Below are 20,649 nucleotides of genomic sequence, written 5' to 3' on the forward strand. Positions count from 1 at the left end.
AGCCTAACCGTCGCCGGGTGCACGCCGAGCGGCGTGGTCGTCCCGGCCGTCCCGCTCGCCCCGCGGATCCCGGCCGCTGCCGCCCTCCCGGTCCTCGCGCGCCTCCTCCAGCTCGGCGAGGAGGCCGCGGAGCTCGCTGCGCAGGAAGTCCCGCGTCGCGACCTCGCCGACGGCCATCCGCAGCGACGCGACCTCGCGGGCCAGGAACTCCATGTCGGCGTGGGCCCGAGCGTTCGCGCGCCGGTCCTGCTCGGCCACCACCTTGTCCCGGTTCTCCTGGCGGTTCTGGGCGAGCAGGATCAGGGGCGCGGCGTACGAGGCCTGCAGGCTGAGCATGAGCGTCAGGAAGATGTAGGGGAACGGGTCGAAGCGCCAGCTCTCGGGCGTCACGACGTTCCACAGGACCCACACCGCGACGAACAGCGTCATGTAGGCGAGGAACTTCGCGGTGCCCATGAAGCGGGCGAAGTCCTCGGCGAAGCTGCCGAACGAGTCGGAGTCGACGCGGCGCTGACGCACGAAGGAGCGTCGCGGGTCGCGCGGGGTGTCGAGGCGGGCCCGGTCGCGCTGGCTCATGCTCCGGCCTCCCGTCGCTCGGCGCGCTCGGCGGCGCGCTCGCGCCAGTCTTCGGGCAGCAGGTGGTCGAGGAGGTCGTCGACGGTGACGGCACCGAGCAGACGGCCCTGGTCGTCCGTCACCGGCGCTGCCACGAGGTTGTACGTCGCGAGGTGCGCCGCCACCTCGTCCATGGTGGCGTCCGGGCGCAGGGGATCGAGCGACTTGTCGATCGCGGTCGCCGCGAGGCTCGAGGGCGGCTCGCGGAGGAGTCGCTGGATGTGGGCCGCGCCGAGCAGCCGGCCCGTGGGGGTCTCCAGCGGGGGGCGGCACACGAACACCAGCGCCGCCAGGGACGGCGTGATGTCCTCGTTGCGCACGTGCGCCAACGCGTCGGCCACCGTGGCGTCGGGGGAGAGGATCACCGGCTCGGGCGTCATCATGCCGCCGGCCGTCTCCTCGGCGTAGGCCATCATGCGCCGCACGTCGGCGGCCTCCTCCGGCTCCATGAGGGACAGGAGCTGCGCGGCGGTGTCGGCCGGGAGGTCCGCGATGAGGTCGGCGGCGTCGTCCGGCGACATCTCCTCGAGCACGTCGGCGGCCCGCTCGGAGCCGAGCTGCTCGACGATCTCGACCTGGTCCTCCTCGGGCATCTCCTCGAGGAGCTCGGCCAGCCGCTCGTCGTCGAGGGCGAGGACGACCGAGCGGCGCCGCTCCTCCGGGAGCTCGTGCACCATGCGGGCGGCGTCGGCGGGGCGCATCTCGGAGAGGGCCGCCAGCAGCTGGGTGGCGCCCTGGGCCTCGTCCTTCCGGCCGAGCCCCTCGACCTCGCCCCACTCCACCACGTGGGTCTGGCCCCGGCGGCGGAACCCGCGGGCGGCCTCCTGCACCGCCACCCGGCTGACGAACCAGTCGCGGGTGCGACCCTGCTCGACGGCGATGTCGAACACGACGCCCGCGACGTCGGTGTGGCGCAGGGTCACGCGGCTGTCCAGCATCTGCGCGATCACCAGGATCTCGGTGGGGCGCTGCTCGAAGCGGCGCACGTTGAGCAGCCCGGTGGTGGCGACGTGGTCGGTCTCGATGGCCAGCACCCGGGTCATCGGGAGGAACACCCGGCGGCGGCCGAAGACCTCGGTGACGAGCCCCACCACCCGGGGCGCACCCCCGTCGCTGCGGAGCACCACCACGACGTCGCGCACCTTGCCCACCTGTTCGCCCTGCGGGTCGAAGACCGGCAGTCCGAGCAGGCGGGCGGCGTACACGCGCGGGGTCGGGGAGCTCACGCGCCAACGCTACCGCCCCGCGGCGGCCTCGGACGCCAACGGTCAGACGGTCAGCAGCACGACGATCAGCAGCACGAGCACCGCGGCCGCCGCGACCGCCAGGGCCGCGATGGCCTGCCCCGAGGGCCCGCCCGATGACGCGGGCCGGTCCGGGCGCTGGCCCGCCCCCACCAGGGGCGGCGGGCCGACCGGGCGGGACGGGTGGGACGGGTTCGAGGGGCTCGAGGCACCCGGCCGCGGCGCGGGCCGCGGCAGCGGCGTGGCGGGGTTGGACGCGCTGGACCCGCGCGACGGCCCGCCGCCGGGGTGCGGGTACGCCGGGTTCGAGGGACTGGACCCCCGGCTGTGCCCACCACCGGGGGGCGCGTACGGCGGGGGCGCCTTCCGGGCACCTCCCGGTCGCGGTGCTCCGGGGCGGACAGGGAGGCCGGCGCTGGAGCCCGCCGAGGCGGCGTCGCCGCGGTAGGGCGGGGGCGTGCGGCGGTTCGGGCTGGAGCTGGCGCTGTGGCCCGACGACGAGGCGGACGAGGGGGACGAGGGCGACGAGGGGTGGGACCCGCCGGTGGCCGGGGAGCCGGCGACCCCGCCGCGCTCGCCGCGGTCGGGGACGAGGCGGAGGTCGTCCCGCGTGCGGGCCCGGTCCGCGACGGCACGCAGGTCGCGGCGCATCGCGGCGGCGTCGGGGTAGCGCGCGGCGGGGTCCTTCGCCATCGAGCGGCGCAGGACGGCGTTGACCATGCGGGCCAGCGGGTCGGTCTCCCGGAACTGCGGGACCGGCTCGTTGAGGTGCGCGAGCCCGACCTCGACGTCGGTGCCCGCGAAGGGGGAACGGCCGGCGAGGGTCGTCCAGAGCACGCACCCCAGGGCGTAGATGTCGCTCGCCGGCGAGGCGGCCTCGCCACGGCACCGCTCCGGGGCCATGTAGCCCATCGTCCCCGCGACCGAGCCGGCCACGGTCAGCCCGGGCTGGTCGCCCTGGGCGATGCCGAAGTCGCAGAGGTAGGCGTGGAGGTCGTCGCTCGAGTCCCGGAGCAGCACGTTGCTCGGCTTGACGTCGCGGTGGATGACCCCGGCCGCGTGGGCGTCGTGGAGCGCGCCCGCCGTCTGGGCGACCACCGTCGCGCCGTCGCGCACCGGGAGGCCGCCCTGCGCCTTGATGGCCTGGCCCAGGTCGCCCCCGCGGACGTTCTGCATGGCGATGTAGAGGCAGCCGTCCTGCTCGCCGTGGTCGTAGATGTGGATGACGTGCACCGAGTCGAGGCGCGCCAGCGTCGACGCCTCGCGCACGAAGCGCTCGTGGTAGTCGTCCTGCGCGGCGTACTGCGGCGACAGCACCTTGAGGGCCACGGTGCGGCCGAGGCCGGCCTGCTCCGCGGCGTACACCACGCCCATGCCGCCGTGGCCGATCTGGTCGGTGATCCGGTAGGGGCCGAAATCGTCACCCACCTGGGGGAACTTCGCCATGCGGCCTCCTCACCGACCCGATCCTGCTCCGCGGCCCGCAGATCCTTGCAGTGCCGAACGAACCTATCCCACGCGGGACACGCCCAGAAACGCGTCGGGACCCGCGGGATCGGCCGTGGCGCCCGGTCAGCGCCAGGCGAACGTGGCGAGGACGGACCCGATCTCGGCGGCGCCCTCGTCCTCCGGCGTGTCGACCGACTGGCTGAAGGTCAGGGTGTGCGCCATCCCGTCCTTCAGGGCCACGAACTGGTGCACGCGGTAGGGCACGTCCCCGGCCGCCAGCAGCGTCGCCGACTGGTAGACGGCGTCGACACCGTCCAGCGCGTAGATGCCGTGCGCCTCGATGTCCTCGGCCCCCAGCTGCTGGAGGCTCGTCATCATGCCGATGCCGACCTGGTTGAGCGTCGTGCTCTCGGGCACGGCCTCCTCGACCGTGTTCACGTTGTGGCTGAACCCCCGCGTCGGCACCGTCGCGACCATGGCGGACGTGATGGAGGTGGACCGGTGGTCGTAGGGCTCCCAGCCCTCCGGGGCCTGGTAGGTGAAGGCGTCCGTCGTGACGACCTCGCCGCTCGCCGGGGTCGCCGTCGCTGCGGCGGGGAACGTCGTGCCCGACGCCGCCCCACCGCCGGCGGGCTCGTCGGACGCCTCGTCGGACGCCTCGTCGGACGCCTCGTCGGAGGTCGGTTCGGAGGTCGGGTCGGAGGTCGGGTCGGAGGTCGGGTCGCCGGACTCCGACGAGCGGTCCCCGGTGCTCTCGTCCGTCGGGTCGTCGCGGGTCATCACGAGGGCGCCGACGACGGTGGCCGCCAGCAGCACGACGCCGACCAGCCCGGCGGCGACCCAGGGGAGCGCCCGCGAGCGGCGGGCCGGCGGCTGCCACCCGCCGGGCGGGAGGCCCGTGCCCGTGCCCCTCCCCGTGCCCGTCCCTGTGCCTGTCCCCGGGCCTGTCCCCGGGCCTGTCCCCGGGCCCGCGCCGGCGGGCCCCGGCACCGGCCGGGCGGGGACGCTCAGGCTCGCGTCGCGGTGGCTGGTGACGTCGAGCGCGTGCCGGAGCTCGTCGCGGAGCTCCGCGGCGCTCGCGTGGCGCTCGGTCGGGTCCTTCGCGAGGGCTCGGCGCAGCAGCCGGTTGAGCGCCGCGGTGCCCGGGTCGTTCCCGGGCAGCTGGGGCACGGGCGCCTGCAGGTGCTGCACGCCGACCTCGATGTCGCTGCCCCGGTAGGGCGCGTGGCCCGTCAACGCCGCGACGAGCACGCAGCCCAGGGCGTAGACGTCCGTGGCCGGGGTCGCGTCCTCGCCCCGGCAGCGCTCGGGCGCCAGGTAGGCCACCGTGCCGGCGACCGCCCCCGTGGCGGTCAGCTCGGCGCGCTCCTCCTGGGCGATGCCGAAGTCGCAGAGGTAGGAGAACGGCTCGGACCCGCCGGCGCGCAGCAGGATGTTCGACGGCTTCACGTCACGGTGCACGATGCCCACCCGGTGCGCGTCGTCGAGCGCCTCCGCGACCTGGGCGGCGATCGTGAGCGCCGCGCGCGTCGGCAGCGCGCCGTGGCTGCCGAGGAGACGACCGAGGTCGCCCCCCGCGACGTGCTGCGTCGCCAGGTAGAGGCAGCCCTCGATCTCGCCGTGGTCGTAGACGTGGATGACGTGGGGGGAGTCGAGGCGCGCGAGCGCACCGGCCTCCCGGATGAAGCGTCCGCGGTAGTCCGCCTGCCGGGCCAGGTGGGGGGCGAGCACCTTGAGGGCGACCGTGCGGTCGAGCCCGCGCTGGCGCGCGGCGAAGACGACCCCCATCCCGCCCCGGCCGATCACGCCGGTGACCTCGTAGGGGCCGAAGGCCTCGCCGACCTGCGGATACCTCGCCACGCTCTCCCTGCTCCTCCCCGGCCCGCCCACGTCCGGGCCGTCGCCCCATCATGGACCACGGGACGGACGGTCCCGGCCCTCGTGGTCCACAGGGCGCACGGTCCGTCATGATGACCCGCATGGCGAAGACCAACCCTGGCAACTTCTTCGAGGACTTCCACGTCGGGCAGGTGCTCGAGCACGCCACGCCCCGCACGATCACCGAGGGCGATCGTGCGCTGTACGGCGCGATCTACCCCACCCGCTTCGCCGTGCCGTCCTCGGCCGCCTTCGCCGCGTCGGTCGGTCTCGAGCGCCACCCCGTCGAGGAGCTCGTCGCCTTCCACGTGGCCTTCGGCAAGACCGTTCCCGACGTCTCGCTCAACGCGGTCGCCAACCTGGGGTACGCGGAATGCCGCTTCCACCGGCCCGTGCACCCCGGCGACACCCTCCGCACGCGCTCGGAGGTGATCGGCCTCAAGCAGAACTCCAACGGCCGCAGCGGCGTCGTCTACGTGCGCTCCACCGCCACCGACCAGGACGGCGAGGTCGCCCTCGACTGGGCGCGCTGGGTGATGGTGCACAAGCGCGACCCCGAGTCGCCGGCGCCGGAGACCGTGGTGCCCGAGCTGGCGCCGTACGTCGCGGCCGCCGACCTCGTCGTGCCCGCCGGCCTGGACTTCACCGACTACGACACGACGGCCGCGGGCGAGCCGCACCGCTGGGACGACTACGAGGTGGGCGAGCGCATCGACCACGTCGACGGCGTCACGCTCACCGAGGCCGAGCACATGATGGCGACGCGCCTGTGGCAGAACACTGCGAAGGTGCACTTCAACACGGAGGCGCGCCCCGACGGCCGACGGCTCGTCTACGGCGGGCACGTCATCTCGCTCGCCCGGGCGCTCTCCTTCAACGGCCTCGCCAACGCGCAGCTGGTCGCGGCGATCAACGCGGGCGCGCACACGGCGCCGGCGTTCGCCGGCGACACCGTCTACGCCTGGTCGGAGGTGCTCGACAAGGCGGAGACCTCCGCGCCCGGCGTCGGCGCGCTGCGCCTGCGGCTGGTGGCGACCAAGGGGCGTGACGAGTCGATGACGCTCCGCGGCGAGGACGGCAAGCACGCGGCCGGCGTGCTGCTCGACCTCGACTACTGGGCGTTCGTCCCCCGCTGACGCGCGACCTCCCACCGATGACGCCGTCGGAGGCCGTCCGGCAGCAGGGGGCGGCCTGCGCCGCGCTCGACTCGCCGATGTACGCCGCGCTCTGCGCCCGCATCGCCGACGACCTGGACGCGGGCGGGCCCGTGGCCGCCGTGGTCGCGGGCCACGGGCACCTGCGGGGGCCGGACGCGCTCGCGCTGCGGCTGCTGGGGGCCGTCCACCGACTCGTGCTCGAGCGACGGGCCGGCGGGCTCGCCGTGTTCTACCCGTCCGTCGGCGGGACCTGGGAGGACGAGGCCGGGTGGGCGGCGTTCCGGGACCTCCTCGAGGCGGAGCCGGACACGGTGGCGGCCGGGCTCGACCTGCCGCAGACCAACGAGGTCGGCCGCGTCGCCGCGCTCCTCGGTGGGCTGCTGCACCTGCCCGACGCGTGCCGTCGGCCGCTGCGACTGCACGAGATCGGGGCGAGCGGCGGGCTGCTGCTGCGGCCCGACCACGTGCGGTGCACGAGCCCGGACGGGTTCGCCGCGGGACCGGCGGACGCCGCCCTCGTGCTCGCGGACGCCTGGACGGGTCGGCTCGCCGGACTGCGTCCCTGGCCGGATCTCGAGGTCGTGGAGCGCCGGGGCTGCGACCTCGCCCCGGTGGACCCGACCACCACGGCGGGACGCACCACGCTCGCGGCGTACACCTGGCCCGACCAGCCGGAGCGCTGGGAACGTCTCCGTGCGGCCCTCGCCCTCGCGGCTGCCGTGCCCGCGACGGTCGAGGCGGCGGACGCCGCCGACCTCGCCGACGACATCGAGCTGGTCGACGGGACGACCACGGTGCTGTGGCACGCGGTCGTGGAGCAGTACCTGCCGGCGCAGACGGCCGCGCGCGTCGAGCGCAGGGTCGCGGAGCTGCTCGAGGCCGCGACGCCGGACGCCCCGTTCGTGCACCTGGCCCTCGAGCCGCGACGCCGGGGGGACGACCGGCCCCTCACGGTGACGCTGCGCGCAGCCTGGGGCGCCGGCCGCGACCACCGCGACCTCGGCACCGCCGCGCCCCACGGCGTACCCGTGCGCTGGGGGTGAGGGCGGGGTGGCACTTTCCCCGGTCGACCGGGGAACACGCCGCTTTGACCATCAAATTTGATGGTCAAAGCGACACTTTCCCCGGTCGACCGGGGAAATTCGTGACCTCCTGGGACCGGGGCCGGGCCCCTCAGAGCGCGCCGAGCTCCGTCTCGAGGTCGTCAAGCCCGAGCGCGCCGAGGCTCAGCGCCGCCATGTGCCACGCCTTGAGGTCGAACGCCTCGCCGTGGCGGGCCCGCGCGGTGGCCCGGCCCGCGAGCCACGAGCGCTCGCCCAGCTTGTAGCTGATGGCCTGTCCGGGCCAGCCCAGGTAGCGCACGATCTCGGAGTCGACGAAGTCGCTCGACCGGCCGGTGTGGGCGTTGAAGAACGCCCGGGCGGTGTCCGGCGTCCACACCTCGCCGGGCGCGACGGGGGAGTCGGCGGGCGCGCGGAGCCCGAGGTGCATGCCGAGGTCGATGACGACCCGGACGGCGCGCATGAGCTGGGCGTCGAGGTAGCCGATCCGCTCCTCGGGGCCGAGGAAGCCGAGCTCGTCCATGAGGCGCTCCGCGTAGAGCGCCCACCCCTCGGTGGCCCCGCTGGTGGACCCCACGGAGACCTGGAACGTCGACAGCTCCTCCGCGCGGTGCACCCACTGGGCCAGCTGGAGGTGGTGGCCCGGGACGCCCTCGTGGTACCAGGTGCTCACGAGGTCGTACACCGGGAAGCGGGTGCGCCCCAGCGTCGGCAGCCACGTGCGGCCCGGGCGGGCGAAGCCCAGGGACGGCCGCGTGTAGTACGGCGCGGCGGCGCTGCCCGGCGGCGCGATCATCGCCTCGACGCGCCGCAGCGGGGGCGCGATGTCGAAGTGGGTGCCGTCGAGGTCGTCGATGGCCCGGTCCATCATCTGCTGCAGCCAGGCGCGCACCTCGTCGACGCCCTCGACGGCGGCCCCGTGCTCGTCGAGGTGGCGCATCGCGGCGACCGGACCGGCGCCGGGCACGAGGTCGTCGGCGAGCGCGCGGATCTCGGCGTCGATGCGTCGGAACTCCTCCCAGCCCCAGGCGTAGGTCTCCGCCGGGTCGATCGCCGCGCCCGCGACCTGGCGGGTGGCGAAGAGGTAGCGGTCCTCGCCGACCGCGTCGGGCACGCCGACCGTCGCCGGCAGGTAGGTGTCGACGAGGAACCCCCGCAGCGCGGCGACCCCCGCGGCCGCGGCGTCGGCACCTCGCTCGAGGTCCGCCCGCAGCGTCGTCGGCCCGCCCGCCACGAGGTCGTGGAACCAGGAGCGCCCCCCGACGTCGAGCCACGAGTCGAGCTGGCCCACCACGGTCGTCACCTGCCGCTCGGCGGCGAGGAGACCACGCCGCCGGCCCTCGTCGAGCGCCGCGGCCCACCCCTCGTACGCCGCGGGCACGCGCGCCAGCCGCCGCGCGATCGCCGCCCAGTCGTCGTCGGTGGCGGTCGGCATCAGCGAGAAGGAGCTCCGCACGGCCTGCGGCGGTCCGAAGATGTTGCGCACCGTACGCAGGTGCTCGCCGCGGTCGTGGGCCTCCACCACCACGCCCAGCCGATCGCGCAGGAGGGCGGCGCACCGACGCTCCACGGGGTCGTCGAGCACGACGGCGCCACCCGCGTCGTACCGGTCGAGGAGCCCCAGCGTGCGGCGGGCCAGGTCGGCCTGGGCCGCCGCGCCGTCGGGGGAGAGGTCGGGCAACCCGTCCTCGTGCTCGCGCAGCCCCAGGCTGCTGCTGACGAGGGGGTCGAGGACCGCCAGCTCCGTCACGTAGGTGTCCGCGATCCGGCGGGGCGTGGTCGTGTCTCCCGAGAGCATGGGGTCCATCCTGCCCCGTGACCCTGACGGGCCCAGCGGCACGGGGCCGGGGGGCGGGGGTGTTGACTGCTCCCCATGGGCCTCGTTCTGGTGCGTCACGGTGAGACCGCGTGGAGCCGGGAGGGCAAGCACACCTCGGTGACGGACCTCCCGCTGACCGCGACCGGGGAGGAACAGGCCCGCAGCCTGGCGCCCCGACTCGCGTCGCTCGACATCGTCGCCGCCCGGGTGAGCCCGCGCCTGCGGGCGCGTCGCACCGCCGAGCTGATCGGGTTCGCCGACGCGGAGGTCGACGAGCGGCTCGTGGAGTGGGGGTACGGCGACCTCGAGGGCCGCCGCACCGTCGAGATCCGCGAGGAGCAGCCGGGCTGGACGGTCTGGGACGGGCCCGTGCCGGGCGGCGAGAGCGCCGGCGAGGTGAGCGCGCGGTGCGACGCGGTCATCGCCGACGCCGTCGCGACGCTCGAGCGGGTCGCCGACGAGCGGGGCGGCGACGTGCCGGGCGAGGGGCTGGGACCCGAGGTGCTGCTCGTGGCCCACGGCCACCTGCTCCGCGCCCTGACCGCACGGTGGCTCGGGCTGGACGTCGCCGACGGCCGTCTCTTCCGGCTCGACACCGCCCGCCTCACCGAGCTGGGCCACGAGCGCGAGCAGCGCGTGCTGCGCCGCTGGAACGCTTGACGCCCCGCGGGCCGGACCCGCACGGTAGGCCCCATGCTCGTCGCGGGATGCCCCCGGTGCACGTCGCCGGTCACCGAGTGGGAGGGCACGTGGGCGTGTGACGTCCACGGGCCGACGCCGCCGCTGCTGCGCCCGCCGGAGGTCTCGTACGACGCGTTCGCCGACCACCTGCGGCGTACCCCGGGGTTCCCCACCTACCTCCCCTGGCCCCTCGGACCCGCCTGGCACGTCAGCGACTTCGCGCTCGTCGAGATCGCGGGGGAGGGGGAGGCGCCGCGGCCCGGGGCGTCGCTGACCTGCGCGAGCGGGGTCAGCGCGCTCGACGGGCCCGTCGAGGTGATGGTGGTCGCCGAGGAGCCGGGCATCGGGCTCGGCGCCCGGTGCGCCGGCACGAGCGGTCCCGACCCGGGTGACGACGTCGGCCGCGGCGCCCCGGACGTGCGCGTGCGGATCGGGCAGCAGACCGTGCCGTTGTGGACCGTCTCGACGAGCGGGGCCGACGACCGCTTCGACCGCTCCGTCGTGGCGGGGGAGGCCGAGGGGCGCTGGCTCTGGCTGGTGCTGCGACCCGCCTCGGCGATCCTGCTGCTCCGTGACGACTGGATCCTCCAGGACCTCTCCGGGGTGGGGCCGCCGCTCGTGGAGCTGCCCTTCGGGGGCGAGCGCCCGGTCTGGTGACGCGGCGGCCTAGAGTCGCCCCCGTGCGCATCGACCTGCACGCCCACACCTGCATGAGCGACGGCACCGACACGCCGTCGGAGCTCGTGCACGCGGCCGTCGCCGCCGGTCTCGACGTCGTGGCCATCACCGACCACGACACGAGCGTGGGCTGGGACGAGGCCGTGGTCGCCGCCGAGGCGGCGGGCATCGGGCTGGTCCGGGGCATGGAGATCAGCACGCGGTTCCGCGGTCGCGGCGTGCACCTGCTGGGCTACCTGCCCGATCCGACCCACCCCGGGCTCCTCGCGGAGCTGCGCGCGGTGCTCGACGGCCGCGACGCGCGCGTCCCGGCGATGATCCAGCGGCTCCGGGGCCTCGGTCTCGACGTGACCGTCGAGGGGGTACGGCGCCTGGCCGGCCCCACCGCCGCCGTCGGGCGTCCCCACGTGGCGGACGCCCTCGTGGCGAAGGGCTACGTCGCGTCCCGGGGGGAGGCCTTCGACCGCTACCTGAGCCCCGGCCGCGTCGCCTACGCCAGCCGTGCCGCCGGGGACCTGGAGACGATGCTCGCCGCGCTCCGGGCCGCCGGCGGGGTCGGTGTCGTCGCCCACCCGTGGGGGCGGCACGACCCCGGGGTGCTCGACCACGACGGCCTGGCCCACCTCGCGGACCTCGGGCTCGTGGGCATCGAGGTCGACCACCAGGACCACGACCGCGCCTCCCGCGCCGAGCTGCGCGAGATCGCCCGGTCCCTCGGGCTGGTCGTGACGGGGTCCAGCGACTACCACGGCCACGGCAAGGTCGACCACGACCTGGGCTGCAACCTGACGGCGCCCGAGGAGCTCGAGCGCCTCCTCGAGGCCGCCGCTGCCTCGGCCCGGGCCGCCGGGCGCGACGTGCCCGCGATGATCTGGCCCCGCGCGGCGGGGTGAGGGTCTGGCCCCACCCGCAGGTGTAACGCGGTGTCCGGGCTACTCCACACGTGGTCGACCACGTGTGGAGTAGCACTAACACCGCGTTACACGAGGAGGGGGCTACTGCCGGCCCAGCCGCTGCGCGCGCTGCAGGAGGCCGGACGGCACGAGGCGCGCCGCGCCGACGAGCACCCGGTAGCGCCGCGAGGGCACGACCAGCGCCCTCCCGGCCTCCACCGCGTCGAACGTGGCGTCGACGACGTCGTCCACCTCCAGCCACAGCGCCTTCGGGGCCGACGCGCGCTCGACCCCCATGCGCCCGTGGAACTCGGTGCGCACGAAGCCCGGGCAGACGGTGGTGATGCGGACGCCGGACGGCCCGTACTCCTGCGCCGCCCAGAGACCGAACCGGTTCACCCAGGCCTTCGCCGCGCCGTACGTGCCCCGGGGGAGGAACGCGGCGACGCTCGAGACGTTGACGACCGTGCCCGAACCACGCTCCGCCATGGGACCGAGGGCCGCGTGGGTCAACCGGAGCACGGCGGTGACGAGCACGTCGAGCATCGCCTGCTCCGCCTCGACGTCGTTGTCGAGGAACCGCCCCTTCAGCCCGAACCCGGCGTTGTTGACCAGCCACTCCACGGGACGGCCGGGATCGGCCAGCCGCGCCGCCACGCGGTCGAGGTCGGCTCGGTCGACGAGGTCGGCGGCGATCGTCTCGACCGCGACCCCGTGGCGCTCCCGGATGCTCCCCGCGACCTCGGCGAGCCGGTCCGCGTCGCGGGCGACGAGCACCAGGTCGAACCCGCGGGCGGCGAGCCGCTCGGCGTAGCCGGCGCCGATGCCGGCGGTGCCACCCGTGACGAGGGCGACGGGACGGGGGTCGGAGGCGGGAGCGTTCATGGGGTCATGATGCCGGTCACCTCCGCGCCGGCGTGCTCCTCGTGCATGATGGGGCGCCATGGGCACCGTTCTCGCGATCGCGAACCAGAAGGGCGGCGTCGCGAAGACCACGTCCGTCGCCTCCCTCGGCGCGGCGCTCGCCGAGCTGGGTCAGCGCGTCCTCGTCGTCGACCTCGACCCGCAGGGCTCGCTGACGTTCTCGCTCGGGGTCGACCCCGAGGACCTCGAGCTCTCGGTGCACCAGGTGCTCACCCAGGGGCTGGACGCCCGTGAGGTGATCATCCGCACCGAGGACGACGTCGACCTGCTCCCGGCGACCATCGAGCTGGCGCGGGCCGAGGCCGAGCTCCTCACCCGCACGGGCCGCGAGCACGTGCTGAAGGCCGCGCTCGAGCAGCTCGCCGACGACGAGGTGGAGCACGACTGGGTCCTCCTCGACTGCCCGCCGTCCCTGGGGGTGCTCACCGTCGCGGCGCTGACGGCGGCCGACGGCGTCGTCATCCCGCTCCAGTGCGAGACGCTGTCGCACCGCGGGGTCTCGCAGCTGCTCGACACCGTCCACGACGTCAAGCGGTTCACCAACCGCCGCCTGGCGGTGTGGGGCGTGCTGCCGACGCTCTACGACGGCCGCTCCTCCCACGCCCGGGCCGTGCTCGAGTCGATCCCCGGCACGTTCGAGCTCGAGGTGTTCTCGCCGCCGATCCCGAAGACCATCCGGTTCGCCGAGGCCCCGGCCAAGGGCCGCTCGATCCTCGCGACCGCGAACTCGACGAAGGGCGCCGCGGCGTACCGGGAGGTCGCGGCCGCGCTCGTGGAGCGAGCTGCCCGGCGCTGATCCCGCCGCGGCGTACTCCCTGACGTTCGGCACCGGGCCGCGGCCCGGGACCGGCGTGTCGCGTGCGGAACGTCAGGGACTATCGCCACAGCCCGAACGCACGAACCCCGCCCGGCGCGACACCGGACGGGGTTCGACTGCAGGAGTACGCCGCGGGCTCAGCCCTCGGCGCCGGCGGACGCCGCCGGGGCGTCGGCCGTGGTCTCGGCGCCGCTGCCGCCCTCGGTGGAGCGACCCGCGCCACCGCGCGAGCGGCGACGACGGCGGCGGTTGCGCGACGGGCCGTCGGTGCGGGGCTCGCCCTCGGCCGGGCCGTCGCCCTCGACGACCGCGGTCGTCTCGACCGCGGCGGCGGTCGGGGAGGCGGCACCGTCGAGGCGCTCGCCGCTGCGGGTCCGCGTGCGGGTGCGGTTGCGCGAGGTGCGGTCGCCGTCGCGCTTCTCGCGGGGCTCGCGCGACGACCGCGACGACTCGCGCGGCTCGCGGGGCTTCTCGGGTGCGATGCGACCCTTGGTGCCCTCGGGGATCGACAGCTCGGTGTAGAGGTGCGGCGAGGTCGAGTAGGTCTCGACCGGCTCGTCGAACGGCAGGTCGAGGGTCTTGTTGATGACCTTCCACCGCGTCACGTCGGCCCAGTCGACGAACGTGACGGCGACGCCGGAGGCGCCGGCCCGGCCGGTGCGGCCGATGCGGTGCACGTAGGTCTTGTCGTCCTCGGGGCACGTGTGGTTGACGACGTGGCTGACGCCGGCCACGTCGATGCCGCGCGCGGCGACGTCGGTGGCCACCAGCACGCGCAGCTTGTTCTCGCGGAACTTGGCGAGGGCCTTCTCGCGGGCCGCCTGCGCCATGTCGCCGTGCAGGGCGGAGGCGGCGAACCCGCGCTCCTCCAGGTCGTCGGCGACGCGCTGCGCCTGGCGCTTCGTGCGGGTGAAGACGATGACCTTGTCGGCGTCGTCGGCCTGCAGGATGCGACCGATGATCTCCGGCTTGTCGAGGTCGTGCGCCTGGTAGACGTGCTGCGCCGTCGCCGGCACCGTCGCGTTCTCGTAGGACGACTCCGCGCGGATGTTCATCGGCGAGCGCATGTGCATCCGCGCCAGCGCGACGATGGCCGACGGCATCGTGGCCGAGAAGAGCATGGTCTGGCGCGACGCCGGCGTCTTCGACAGCAGCTTCTCCACGTCGGGCAGGAAGCCGAGGTCGAGCATCTCGTCGGCCTCGTCGAGCACGAGGCTGCGCACGTGGGAGAGGTCGAGCGCCCGCTTGTTGGCGAGGTCGAGGAGGCGGCCGGGCGTGCCGACGACGACCTCGACGCCGGCCTCGAGGGCCTCGAGCTGCGGCTCGTAGCCGACGCCGCCGTAGACGGTCAGCACGCGGATGCCGCGGTCGGAGCCCGCGAGCTTGAGGTCGTTCGAGACCTGCAGCGCGAGCTCGCGGGTCGGGGCGACGACGAGGGCCTGGGGCTTGCCGGCGGGGAGGGCGTCGTAGCCCTCGTCCTGCGGGCCGACGGAGCGCTGCAGCACCGGGATGCCGAAGGCGAGCGTCTTGCCGGTGCCGGTGCGGGCCTGGCCGATGAGGTCGGTGCCGGCCAGGGCGACCGAGAGGGTCATCTCCTGGATGGCGAACGGGGTGGTGATGCCGGCGCGCTCGAGCGCGTCGCAGATCTGGGGGTGCACCCCGAGGGTGCGGAACGTGGTGGTCAGTGTCTCGTCGCTTTCGTGGTCGATCGGTGTGGCCGACCCGTTCGAGACGCTCCGGCGCGGTCGGGCCCTGCGGGCCGCGGTCGGTCGGGCGGGAGGCGAGGAGGTCTGCCACGCACATACCGGCGGAGTCGTTCCTCCGCCGCAGAGGCGAGCGCGGGCTGCGCTCGGCGCACGCCAGTGTATCCCCTAGGCTGCGGACCATGACCGACTCCCCGACGGGAAGCGCCACGGCGGACCTCTCCGAGGCGTCGAGCGAGCTGGACGACCCCGCCTACCGGGCGGCCGTGGTGGACCTCCTCGGCGCCATCGCCTACGGCGAGATCTCGGCCTTCGAGCGGCTCGCGGAGGACGCGAAGCTCGCGCCCGACCTCGAGGACAAGGTGGCGCTCGCGACGCTGGCGGCGGGCCAGCTCGACCAGGTCGCGGCGCTCCGCATGCGGCTGGAGGAGCTCGGCGCCGACCCGTTCGAGGCGATGGCGCCCTTCCGCAAGCCGATCGAGGACTTCCACCGCCACACGGCGCCCGCCGACTGGTGGGAGGGGCTCGTGAAGGCCTACGTCGGCGACGGCATCGCGAACGACTTCTACCGGGAGGTCGCCGCCTTCCTCGACCCGGAGACCCGGGACCTCGTCATCGCCACCCTCGGCGACACGGGGCACGCGGACTTCGTGGTCGAGCGCCTGCGCGCCGCCTTCGCGGTCGACCGGCAGCTGTCGGGCCGCCTCGCCCTCTGGGGCCGCCGGCTCATGGGGGAGGCCCTCACCCAGGCGCAGCGCGTCGCCGCCGAGCGCGACGCCCTCGCCGCGCTCATCGCGGGCGGGGTCGACCGGCCCGGGCTGGACCTCGTGGCGATCGGCAAGATGTTCTCGCGCATGACCGAGCGGCACGCGGCCCGCATGACCACCCTCGGCCTGGCGCACTAGCGCCCGACCCCCGCCGTACGACGAACGCCCGGCCCCCGCGTGAGCGGGAGGCCGGGCGTTCTCCGTGCGGGGGGGCCGGGGCGGGTCAGCCGCGGAAGCCGACGTGCCCGACGCTCGGGGTGCCGATCTCGACGTAGGCCAGCTTGGCCGACGGGACGAGGACCGTGCGGCCCTTCGTGTCCGTGAACGTGAGGACGTCGGCTCCGCCGGTGACGAGCGCCGTCACGCCCTCCGCGTCCAGGTCCGTGTCGAGGACGAGCTCGCGGGGCGCGTGCTGGATGCCGATCTTGATCTCCATGCGAGGTTCCTCCTGGGGCTCGGGTGGGTCCGTGCGGATCCCGTGGTTCTGCAACCGTTCTACCGGGTGCTGCCTCAGCCGGCGGAGCCGGCCTCGGCGGCGTGTGCCTCGTCGGACTTCGGGTAGCCCCGGATGCCGCGCCAGGCCAGGCCGGAGACGAGGGCGACCGCGTCGTCGAGCGAGATGCCCTGCGCCTCCGCGAGCCAGAACCGCGCGCTGACCTGCGCCATTCCCACGAGCGAGACCGCGAGCAGCTTGGCGGCCTCGGTCGGCAGCCCGGTGTCGTCCGCGATCACCTCGGCGACGAGGTCGGCGGTCTCCGCGGTGACGCGCTCGATCTGGGCGCGCACGGCGGGCTCGCTGGTGAGGTCGGACTCGAACACGAGGCGGAACGCGCCCGTGTCGTGCGCGACGTAGTCGTAGAACGCCTTCACCGTCGCCGCGACGCGCAGCTTGTTGTCGGGCGTCGAGGCGAGCGCCTCGCGACAGCTCGCGATGACCGTCGAGCAGGACTGGTCGAGGAGCGCCAGGTAGAGGTCCAGCTTGCCCGGGAAGTGCTGGTAGAGCACCGGCTTGGAGACGCCCGCACGCTCGGCGATGTCGTCCATGGCGGCCGCGTGGTAGCCCTGCGCGACGAACACCTCGAGCGCCGACTCCAGGAGCTGGGCACGGCGTTCCTTGCGGGGCAGCCGATTGCCCCGAGGCCGGGCGCTCCCGCCCCCGAGTGCGAAGTCTCCGATGCCCACGTGCGTGTCTCCTCGTCGTCCTGCGCTGCGCTGCGGGCGCCGAGCCTACCGCCCGGTCACCTGCCGGCCGCGCCGGGCCGCGGCGCGCCGCGCCGGTCGGTGCGGTCCGGATGACGGACAGCGGTACGGCGCGGCGGGGGCCGCGCGGGAACATGGGCGACGCACCCGGTGTTGCCCGATCGACGCCCGATGTCCGACCGGTCGCCCAGCCTCCGGTCGGTTCCCCACCCAGAAGCACCACCCGGACGAGGAGAACCCGTGTCCTTCCCAGCACTCGTGGAGCCGGCCGACGAGCTGACCGTCGACGAGGTCCGCCGCTACAGCCGCCACCTGATCATCCCGGACGTCGGGATGACGGGGCAGAAGCGCCTCAAGAACGCGAAGGTCCTGGTCATCGGTGCCGGCGGCCTCGGCAGCCCGGCGCTCATGTACCTCGCCGCGGCCGGCGTCGGCACGCTGGGCATCGTCGAGTTCGACGAGGTCGACGAGTCCAATCTGCAGCGCCAGATCATCCACGGCCAGTCCGACGTCGGTCGCCCCAAGGCGCTCTCGGCCAAGGAGTCGGTGCAGGAGATCAACCCGCTCGTCAACGTGGTCGTCTACGAGGAGCGCCTCGACAACGACAACGTCCTCTCGGTCTTCGAGGGCTGGGACCTGATCGTCGACGGCACGGACAACTTCGCGACGCGCTACATGGTCAACGACGCGGCGTACTTCCTGAAGATCCCCTACGTGTGGGGCTCGATCTACCGCTTCGACGGCCAGGCCTCGGTGTTCTGGCCCCACGCGGTCGACGAGAACGGCGAGTCGGCGGACGCGCCCTGCTACCGCTGCCTCTACCCGGAGCCCCCGCCGCCGGGCATGGTGCCGTCGTGCGCCGAGGGCGGCGTGCTCGGCGTGCTCTGCGCCTCCATCGGCTCCATCCAGGTCAACGAGGCGATCAAGGTGCTGACCGGGGCCGGCGAGCCCATCGTCGGCAAGCTGATGATCTACGACGCGCTGGAGATGGAGTACCGCAAGCTCCGCGTCCGCAAGGACCCGAAGTGCGCGCTGTGCGGCGAGAACCCGACCGTCACGGGCCTCATCGACTACGACGCGTTCTGCGGTGCGGTGTCCGAGGAGGCGGCCGACGCGGCCGCCGGCTCGACGATCTCGGTCGTCCAGCTGGAGCACATGCTCAAGGAGCGCGAGGAGGGCAGCCGCGACTTCGTGCTCGTCGACGTGCGCGAGCCCAACGAGTTCGAGATCAACCGCATCCCCGGCTCCGTGCTGATCCCCAAGGGCGACTTCCTCAACGGCTCGGCGCTCGAGCAGCTGCCGTCGGTGGACTCGGGCACGCAGGTCGTCCTCCACTGCAAGTCGGGCGTGCGCTCGGCCGAGGCGCTGGCCGTGCTCAAGGGCGCCGGCTACGACGACTCGGTGCACGTCGGCGGCGGCGTCGTGGCCTGGGTCAACCAGATCGACCCGAGCCAGCCGGCGTACTGACGCCGCACGGTCCCGGCACGCGCGGGTGGCCCTCCGGGGCTACCCGCGCGTAACCCGTCCGGGGGGTGTGTCGTTCGTCACGACATGACCCTCTCTCGGACCTCCCTCCCCACCGGTCGCCAGACCGCCGCCGGACTCCTCTCCGGCGCCCTCGCCGCCTCGCTCGTCGTCGCCGCGTCCTCCGCGCCGGCCTCGGCCGCCCCGCGCACGACCTGGGCGGATGCCGCCACGGCGAGCATCCACCCCGGCGTGCAGATGTACACCGAGGGCGCCCAGTGCACGAGCAACTTCGTGTTCACGGACGCCGCGGGCTCGACCTACGTCGGGTACGCCGCGCACTGCGCCGGCACCGGCGAGGCCACCGACACCGACGGCTGCGAGGCCGGGTCCCTCCCGCTCGGCACCCGCGTCGACTTCGTCGAGGGCGGTTCGCTGCTGGCCGAGGGGACCCGCGTGGGCGGCGGCACGCTCGTCTACTCGAGCTGGCTCGCCATGGACGCCGTCGGCGAGACGGACGCGGACACCTGCGCCTACAACGACTTCGCCCTCGTGGAGGTCGACGCCGCGGACGCCGGTGACGTCAACCCGTCGGTGCCCTTCTTCGGCGGCCCCGTGGCGCTCTCCACGACGGGCACCTCGCCGGGCTCCCAGGTCTTCTCCTTCGGCAACTCGAGCCTGCGGGGCGGCATCGAGGTGCTCTCGCCCAAGTTCGGCCTCAGCCTGGGGGAGACGGGCAACGGCTGGTCGCACTCCGTCTACACCCTCACGCCGGGCGTCCCCGGCGACTCGGGCTCCGGCTTCCTCGACGCCGACGGCAACGCGCTGGGCACGCTCTCCACGCTGGCGCTCGCCCCGCTGCCGCTGTCGAACGGCGTGGGCGACCTGGCGAGCGAGCTGGCCTACGCGCAGGAGCACGCGGGCATCGACGGCCTGCAGCTCGTGCCGGGCACCGAGGAGTTCAACGGCGGCCTCGGGCTCTGACCCGGGTCGCCTGACAGGACGGCCGGGTCGGTCCGTAGAGGAAAACGCGGACCGGCTCCGGGCTGGGAGAAAAGAAACGCGGACCGGAGGTCGCGACACGCCGACCGGCAGCACCGTCCGGTCCGCGTTCTCTTTCCCCCGCGCGCACTTTCCTCGCGCCGGCCCCGTCGGCCGCGGCCCGCTGCATGATGGGCCCATGGCCGACCCCCACGCCGAGGAGCAGGAGCCCGCGCCCGACCACACCGAGCTCGTGCTGCGCGCGGTCGAGGCGGTCCCGCGGGGCCGCGTGACGACGTACGGCGCGATCGCCGACCACGTCGGCGGCGGTGGGCCGCGGCGGGTCGCCCGCGTGCTGTCGCGCGACGGGGCCGGGGTGTGCTGGTGGCGCTGCGTCCGCGCCGACGGCACGCTCCCGGCGCACCTGCACGAGGAGGCGCTGGCGGCGTACGTCGCGGAGGGCACCCCGCTGCGGCCACGACGCCGCGACGGCAGCCGCCCGGTGGACATGGCCGGCGCGTTCTGGGCGCACGGGGTGGACGGGCCCGCGGGCGACTGACCCGCGCCGGCGCGGTCGCGCCCGTGGCAGGCTGTGGCCGACCGATCGAGCGCGGGGGAGTACGACGTGAGCAGCGAGAGCACCGGCATCCGGGTGATGGTGGTCGACGACCACCCCATGTGGCGCGACGCCGTCGAGCGCGACCTGGTCGCGGCCGGCTTCGACGTGGTGGCGGTGGCCGCCAACGGCACCGACGCGATCAACCGGTTCAAGGCCGCCCGGCCGCAGGTCGTGGTGCTGGACCTGCAGATCCCCGCGCCCGCGGGGGACGCGGTGACGGCCGAGGTGCTCGCCCACGACCCCTCGTCGCGCGTGCTCATCCTGTCGGCGTCGGGGGAGCAGGGCGACGTGCTGGCCGCGGTGAAGGCGGGCGCGACCGGCTACCTCGTGAAGTCGGCCTCGCGCGAGGAGCTCATCGCCGCCGTGCGGCGGGTCGCCGCCGGGGACACGGTGTTCACGCCGGGTCTCGCCGGTCTCGTCCTGGGGGAGTTCCGGCGGATGTCGAGCGGCGCGACCGAGGACGACGGCACGCCGCGGCTGACGGAGCGGGAGACGGAGATCCTGCGGTACGTCGCGAAGGGCATGTCCTACAAGCAGATCGCCGAGCGGCTCGTGCTGTCGCACCGCACGGTGCAGAACCACGTCCAGAACACGCTGCGCAAGCTCCAGCTGCACAACCGCGTCGAGCTGACGCGGTGGGCGATCGCGCAGGGGCTCGACGACCTCGACGGTCCGGACGACGACCGCGAGAGCGCCTGA

20 protein-coding genes are annotated in these 20,649 nt (G+C 74.6%); 11 read left to right on the forward strand and 9 right to left on the reverse strand.

The window, feature by feature from the left end:
- Positions 1-3: 3 nt before the first annotated feature.
- The 4 genes from QE405_RS04350 to QE405_RS04365 form a co-directional block, all read right to left on the reverse strand.
- The gene (locus QE405_RS04350; RefSeq protein ID WP_307198988.1) at positions 4-576 is read right to left on the reverse strand and encodes a DUF1003 domain-containing protein; all 573 of its coding nucleotides are present in this window, start codon (positions 574-576) and stop codon (positions 4-6) included.
- A complete protein-coding gene (locus tag QE405_RS04355; RefSeq protein WP_307198989.1) occupies positions 573-1,841 on the reverse strand; it encodes a magnesium transporter MgtE N-terminal domain-containing protein in 1,269 nt (422 codons plus the stop codon). The genes QE405_RS04350 and QE405_RS04355 overlap by 4 nt, the downstream gene beginning before the upstream one ends.
- A 42-nt stretch (positions 1,842-1,883) precedes the next feature.
- Positions 1,884-3,305 (reverse strand): serine/threonine-protein kinase, encoded by a 1,422-nt coding sequence (locus tag QE405_RS04360; RefSeq protein ID WP_307198990.1) that lies wholly within the window; start codon positions 3,303-3,305, stop codon positions 1,884-1,886.
- A gap of 126 nt (positions 3,306-3,431) precedes the next feature.
- The gene (locus QE405_RS04365) at positions 3,432-5,168 is read right to left on the reverse strand and encodes a serine/threonine-protein kinase (protein ID WP_307198991.1); all 1,737 of its coding nucleotides are present in this window, start codon (positions 5,166-5,168) and stop codon (positions 3,432-3,434) included.
- A gap of 119 nt (positions 5,169-5,287) precedes the next feature.
- On the opposite strand from QE405_RS04365, the gene QE405_RS04370 reads away from it, so the two are divergent.
- Positions 5,288-6,322, forward strand: coding sequence for a MaoC family dehydratase (locus QE405_RS04370; protein WP_307198992.1), 1,035 nt, complete (start codon positions 5,288-5,290; stop codon positions 6,320-6,322).
- A 17-nt stretch (positions 6,323-6,339) separates the two neighbouring features.
- Complete coding sequence (locus QE405_RS04375) at positions 6,340-7,386, forward strand: DUF2332 domain-containing protein (protein ID WP_307198993.1); 1,047 nt, start codon at positions 6,340-6,342, stop codon at positions 7,384-7,386.
- Positions 7,387-7,516: 130 nt separating this feature from the next.
- Here the strand turns inward: QE405_RS04375 and QE405_RS04380 are convergent, their stop codons facing one another.
- The gene (locus tag QE405_RS04380) at positions 7,517-9,202 is read right to left on the reverse strand and encodes a DUF885 domain-containing protein (protein WP_307198994.1); all 1,686 of its coding nucleotides are present in this window, start codon (positions 9,200-9,202) and stop codon (positions 7,517-7,519) included.
- 75 nt (positions 9,203-9,277) lie between these two features.
- On the opposite strand from QE405_RS04380, the gene QE405_RS04385 reads away from it, so the two are divergent.
- Genes QE405_RS04385 through QE405_RS04395 form a run of 3 tightly spaced genes read left to right on the forward strand, consistent with a single transcriptional unit; the run spans position 9,278 to position 11,475 of the window.
- On the forward strand, positions 9,278-9,883 hold the full coding sequence (locus QE405_RS04385; RefSeq protein WP_307198995.1) for a histidine phosphatase family protein: 606 nt from the start codon (positions 9,278-9,280) through the stop codon (positions 9,881-9,883).
- Between the two features lie 33 nt (positions 9,884-9,916).
- Positions 9,917-10,561, forward strand: a complete 645-nt coding sequence (locus QE405_RS04390; RefSeq protein ID WP_307198996.1) for a DUF6758 family protein — start codon at positions 9,917-9,919, stop codon at positions 10,559-10,561.
- Positions 10,562-10,584: 23 nt separating this feature from the next.
- Positions 10,585-11,475, forward strand: coding sequence for a PHP domain-containing protein (locus QE405_RS04395; RefSeq protein WP_307198997.1), 891 nt, complete (start codon positions 10,585-10,587; stop codon positions 11,473-11,475).
- Between the two features lie 102 nt (positions 11,476-11,577).
- Here QE405_RS04395 and QE405_RS04400 read toward each other — a convergent pair whose 3' ends face one another.
- Positions 11,578-12,360 (reverse strand): SDR family NAD(P)-dependent oxidoreductase, encoded by a 783-nt coding sequence (locus QE405_RS04400; RefSeq protein ID WP_307198998.1) that lies wholly within the window; start codon positions 12,358-12,360, stop codon positions 11,578-11,580.
- A 58-nt stretch (positions 12,361-12,418) separates the two neighbouring features.
- On the opposite strand from QE405_RS04400, the gene QE405_RS04405 reads away from it, so the two are divergent.
- The gene (locus QE405_RS04405; RefSeq protein ID WP_307198999.1) at positions 12,419-13,195 is read left to right on the forward strand and encodes a ParA family protein; all 777 of its coding nucleotides are present in this window, start codon (positions 12,419-12,421) and stop codon (positions 13,193-13,195) included.
- Between the two features lie 158 nt (positions 13,196-13,353).
- On the opposite strand, the gene QE405_RS04410 is transcribed toward QE405_RS04405, so the two are convergent.
- Positions 13,354-14,874, reverse strand: a complete 1,521-nt coding sequence (locus tag QE405_RS04410; protein WP_307199000.1) for a DEAD/DEAH box helicase — start codon at positions 14,872-14,874, stop codon at positions 13,354-13,356.
- A 227-nt stretch (positions 14,875-15,101) separates the two neighbouring features.
- Here QE405_RS04410 and QE405_RS04415 point away from each other — a divergent pair, with 227 nt between their 5' ends.
- Positions 15,102-15,824: a ferritin-like fold-containing protein gene (locus QE405_RS04415; protein ID WP_307199001.1), complete on the forward strand. Its 723-nt coding sequence runs from the start codon at positions 15,102-15,104 to the stop codon at positions 15,822-15,824.
- 85 nt (positions 15,825-15,909) lie between these two features.
- On the opposite strand, the gene QE405_RS04420 is transcribed toward QE405_RS04415, so the two are convergent.
- Positions 15,910-16,122: a DUF3107 domain-containing protein gene (locus QE405_RS04420; RefSeq protein WP_307199002.1), complete on the reverse strand. Its 213-nt coding sequence runs from the start codon at positions 16,120-16,122 to the stop codon at positions 15,910-15,912.
- Between the two features lie 74 nt (positions 16,123-16,196).
- On the reverse strand, positions 16,197-16,868 hold the full coding sequence (locus QE405_RS04425) for a TetR/AcrR family transcriptional regulator (RefSeq protein WP_307199003.1): 672 nt from the start codon (positions 16,866-16,868) through the stop codon (positions 16,197-16,199).
- A gap of 258 nt (positions 16,869-17,126) precedes the next feature.
- Here QE405_RS04425 and moeZ point away from each other — a divergent pair, with 258 nt between their 5' ends.
- The 4 genes from moeZ to QE405_RS04445 all read left to right on the forward strand — a co-directional run bounded on the left by moeZ (position 17,127) and on the right by QE405_RS04445 (position 20,649).
- Positions 17,127-18,353 carry an adenylyltransferase/sulfurtransferase MoeZ gene (gene moeZ, locus QE405_RS04430; RefSeq protein ID WP_307199004.1) on the forward strand — a complete coding sequence of 409 codons (1,227 nt, stop codon included), beginning with the start codon at positions 17,127-17,129 and terminating at the stop codon, positions 18,351-18,353.
- An 84-nt stretch (positions 18,354-18,437) separates the two neighbouring features.
- A complete protein-coding gene (locus QE405_RS04435) occupies positions 18,438-19,334 on the forward strand; it encodes a hypothetical protein (protein WP_307199005.1) in 897 nt (298 codons plus the stop codon).
- A 196-nt stretch (positions 19,335-19,530) separates the two neighbouring features.
- Complete coding sequence (locus QE405_RS04440; RefSeq protein ID WP_307199006.1) at positions 19,531-19,890, forward strand: MGMT family protein; 360 nt, start codon at positions 19,531-19,533, stop codon at positions 19,888-19,890.
- 96 nt (positions 19,891-19,986) lie between these two features.
- Complete coding sequence (locus QE405_RS04445; RefSeq protein ID WP_307205546.1) at positions 19,987-20,649, forward strand: response regulator; 663 nt, start codon at positions 19,987-19,989, stop codon at positions 20,647-20,649.

Source organism: Nocardioides zeae (assembly GCF_030818655.1).
Classification (GTDB): Bacteria; Actinomycetota; Actinomycetes; order Propionibacteriales; family Nocardioidaceae; genus Nocardioides; species Nocardioides zeae_A.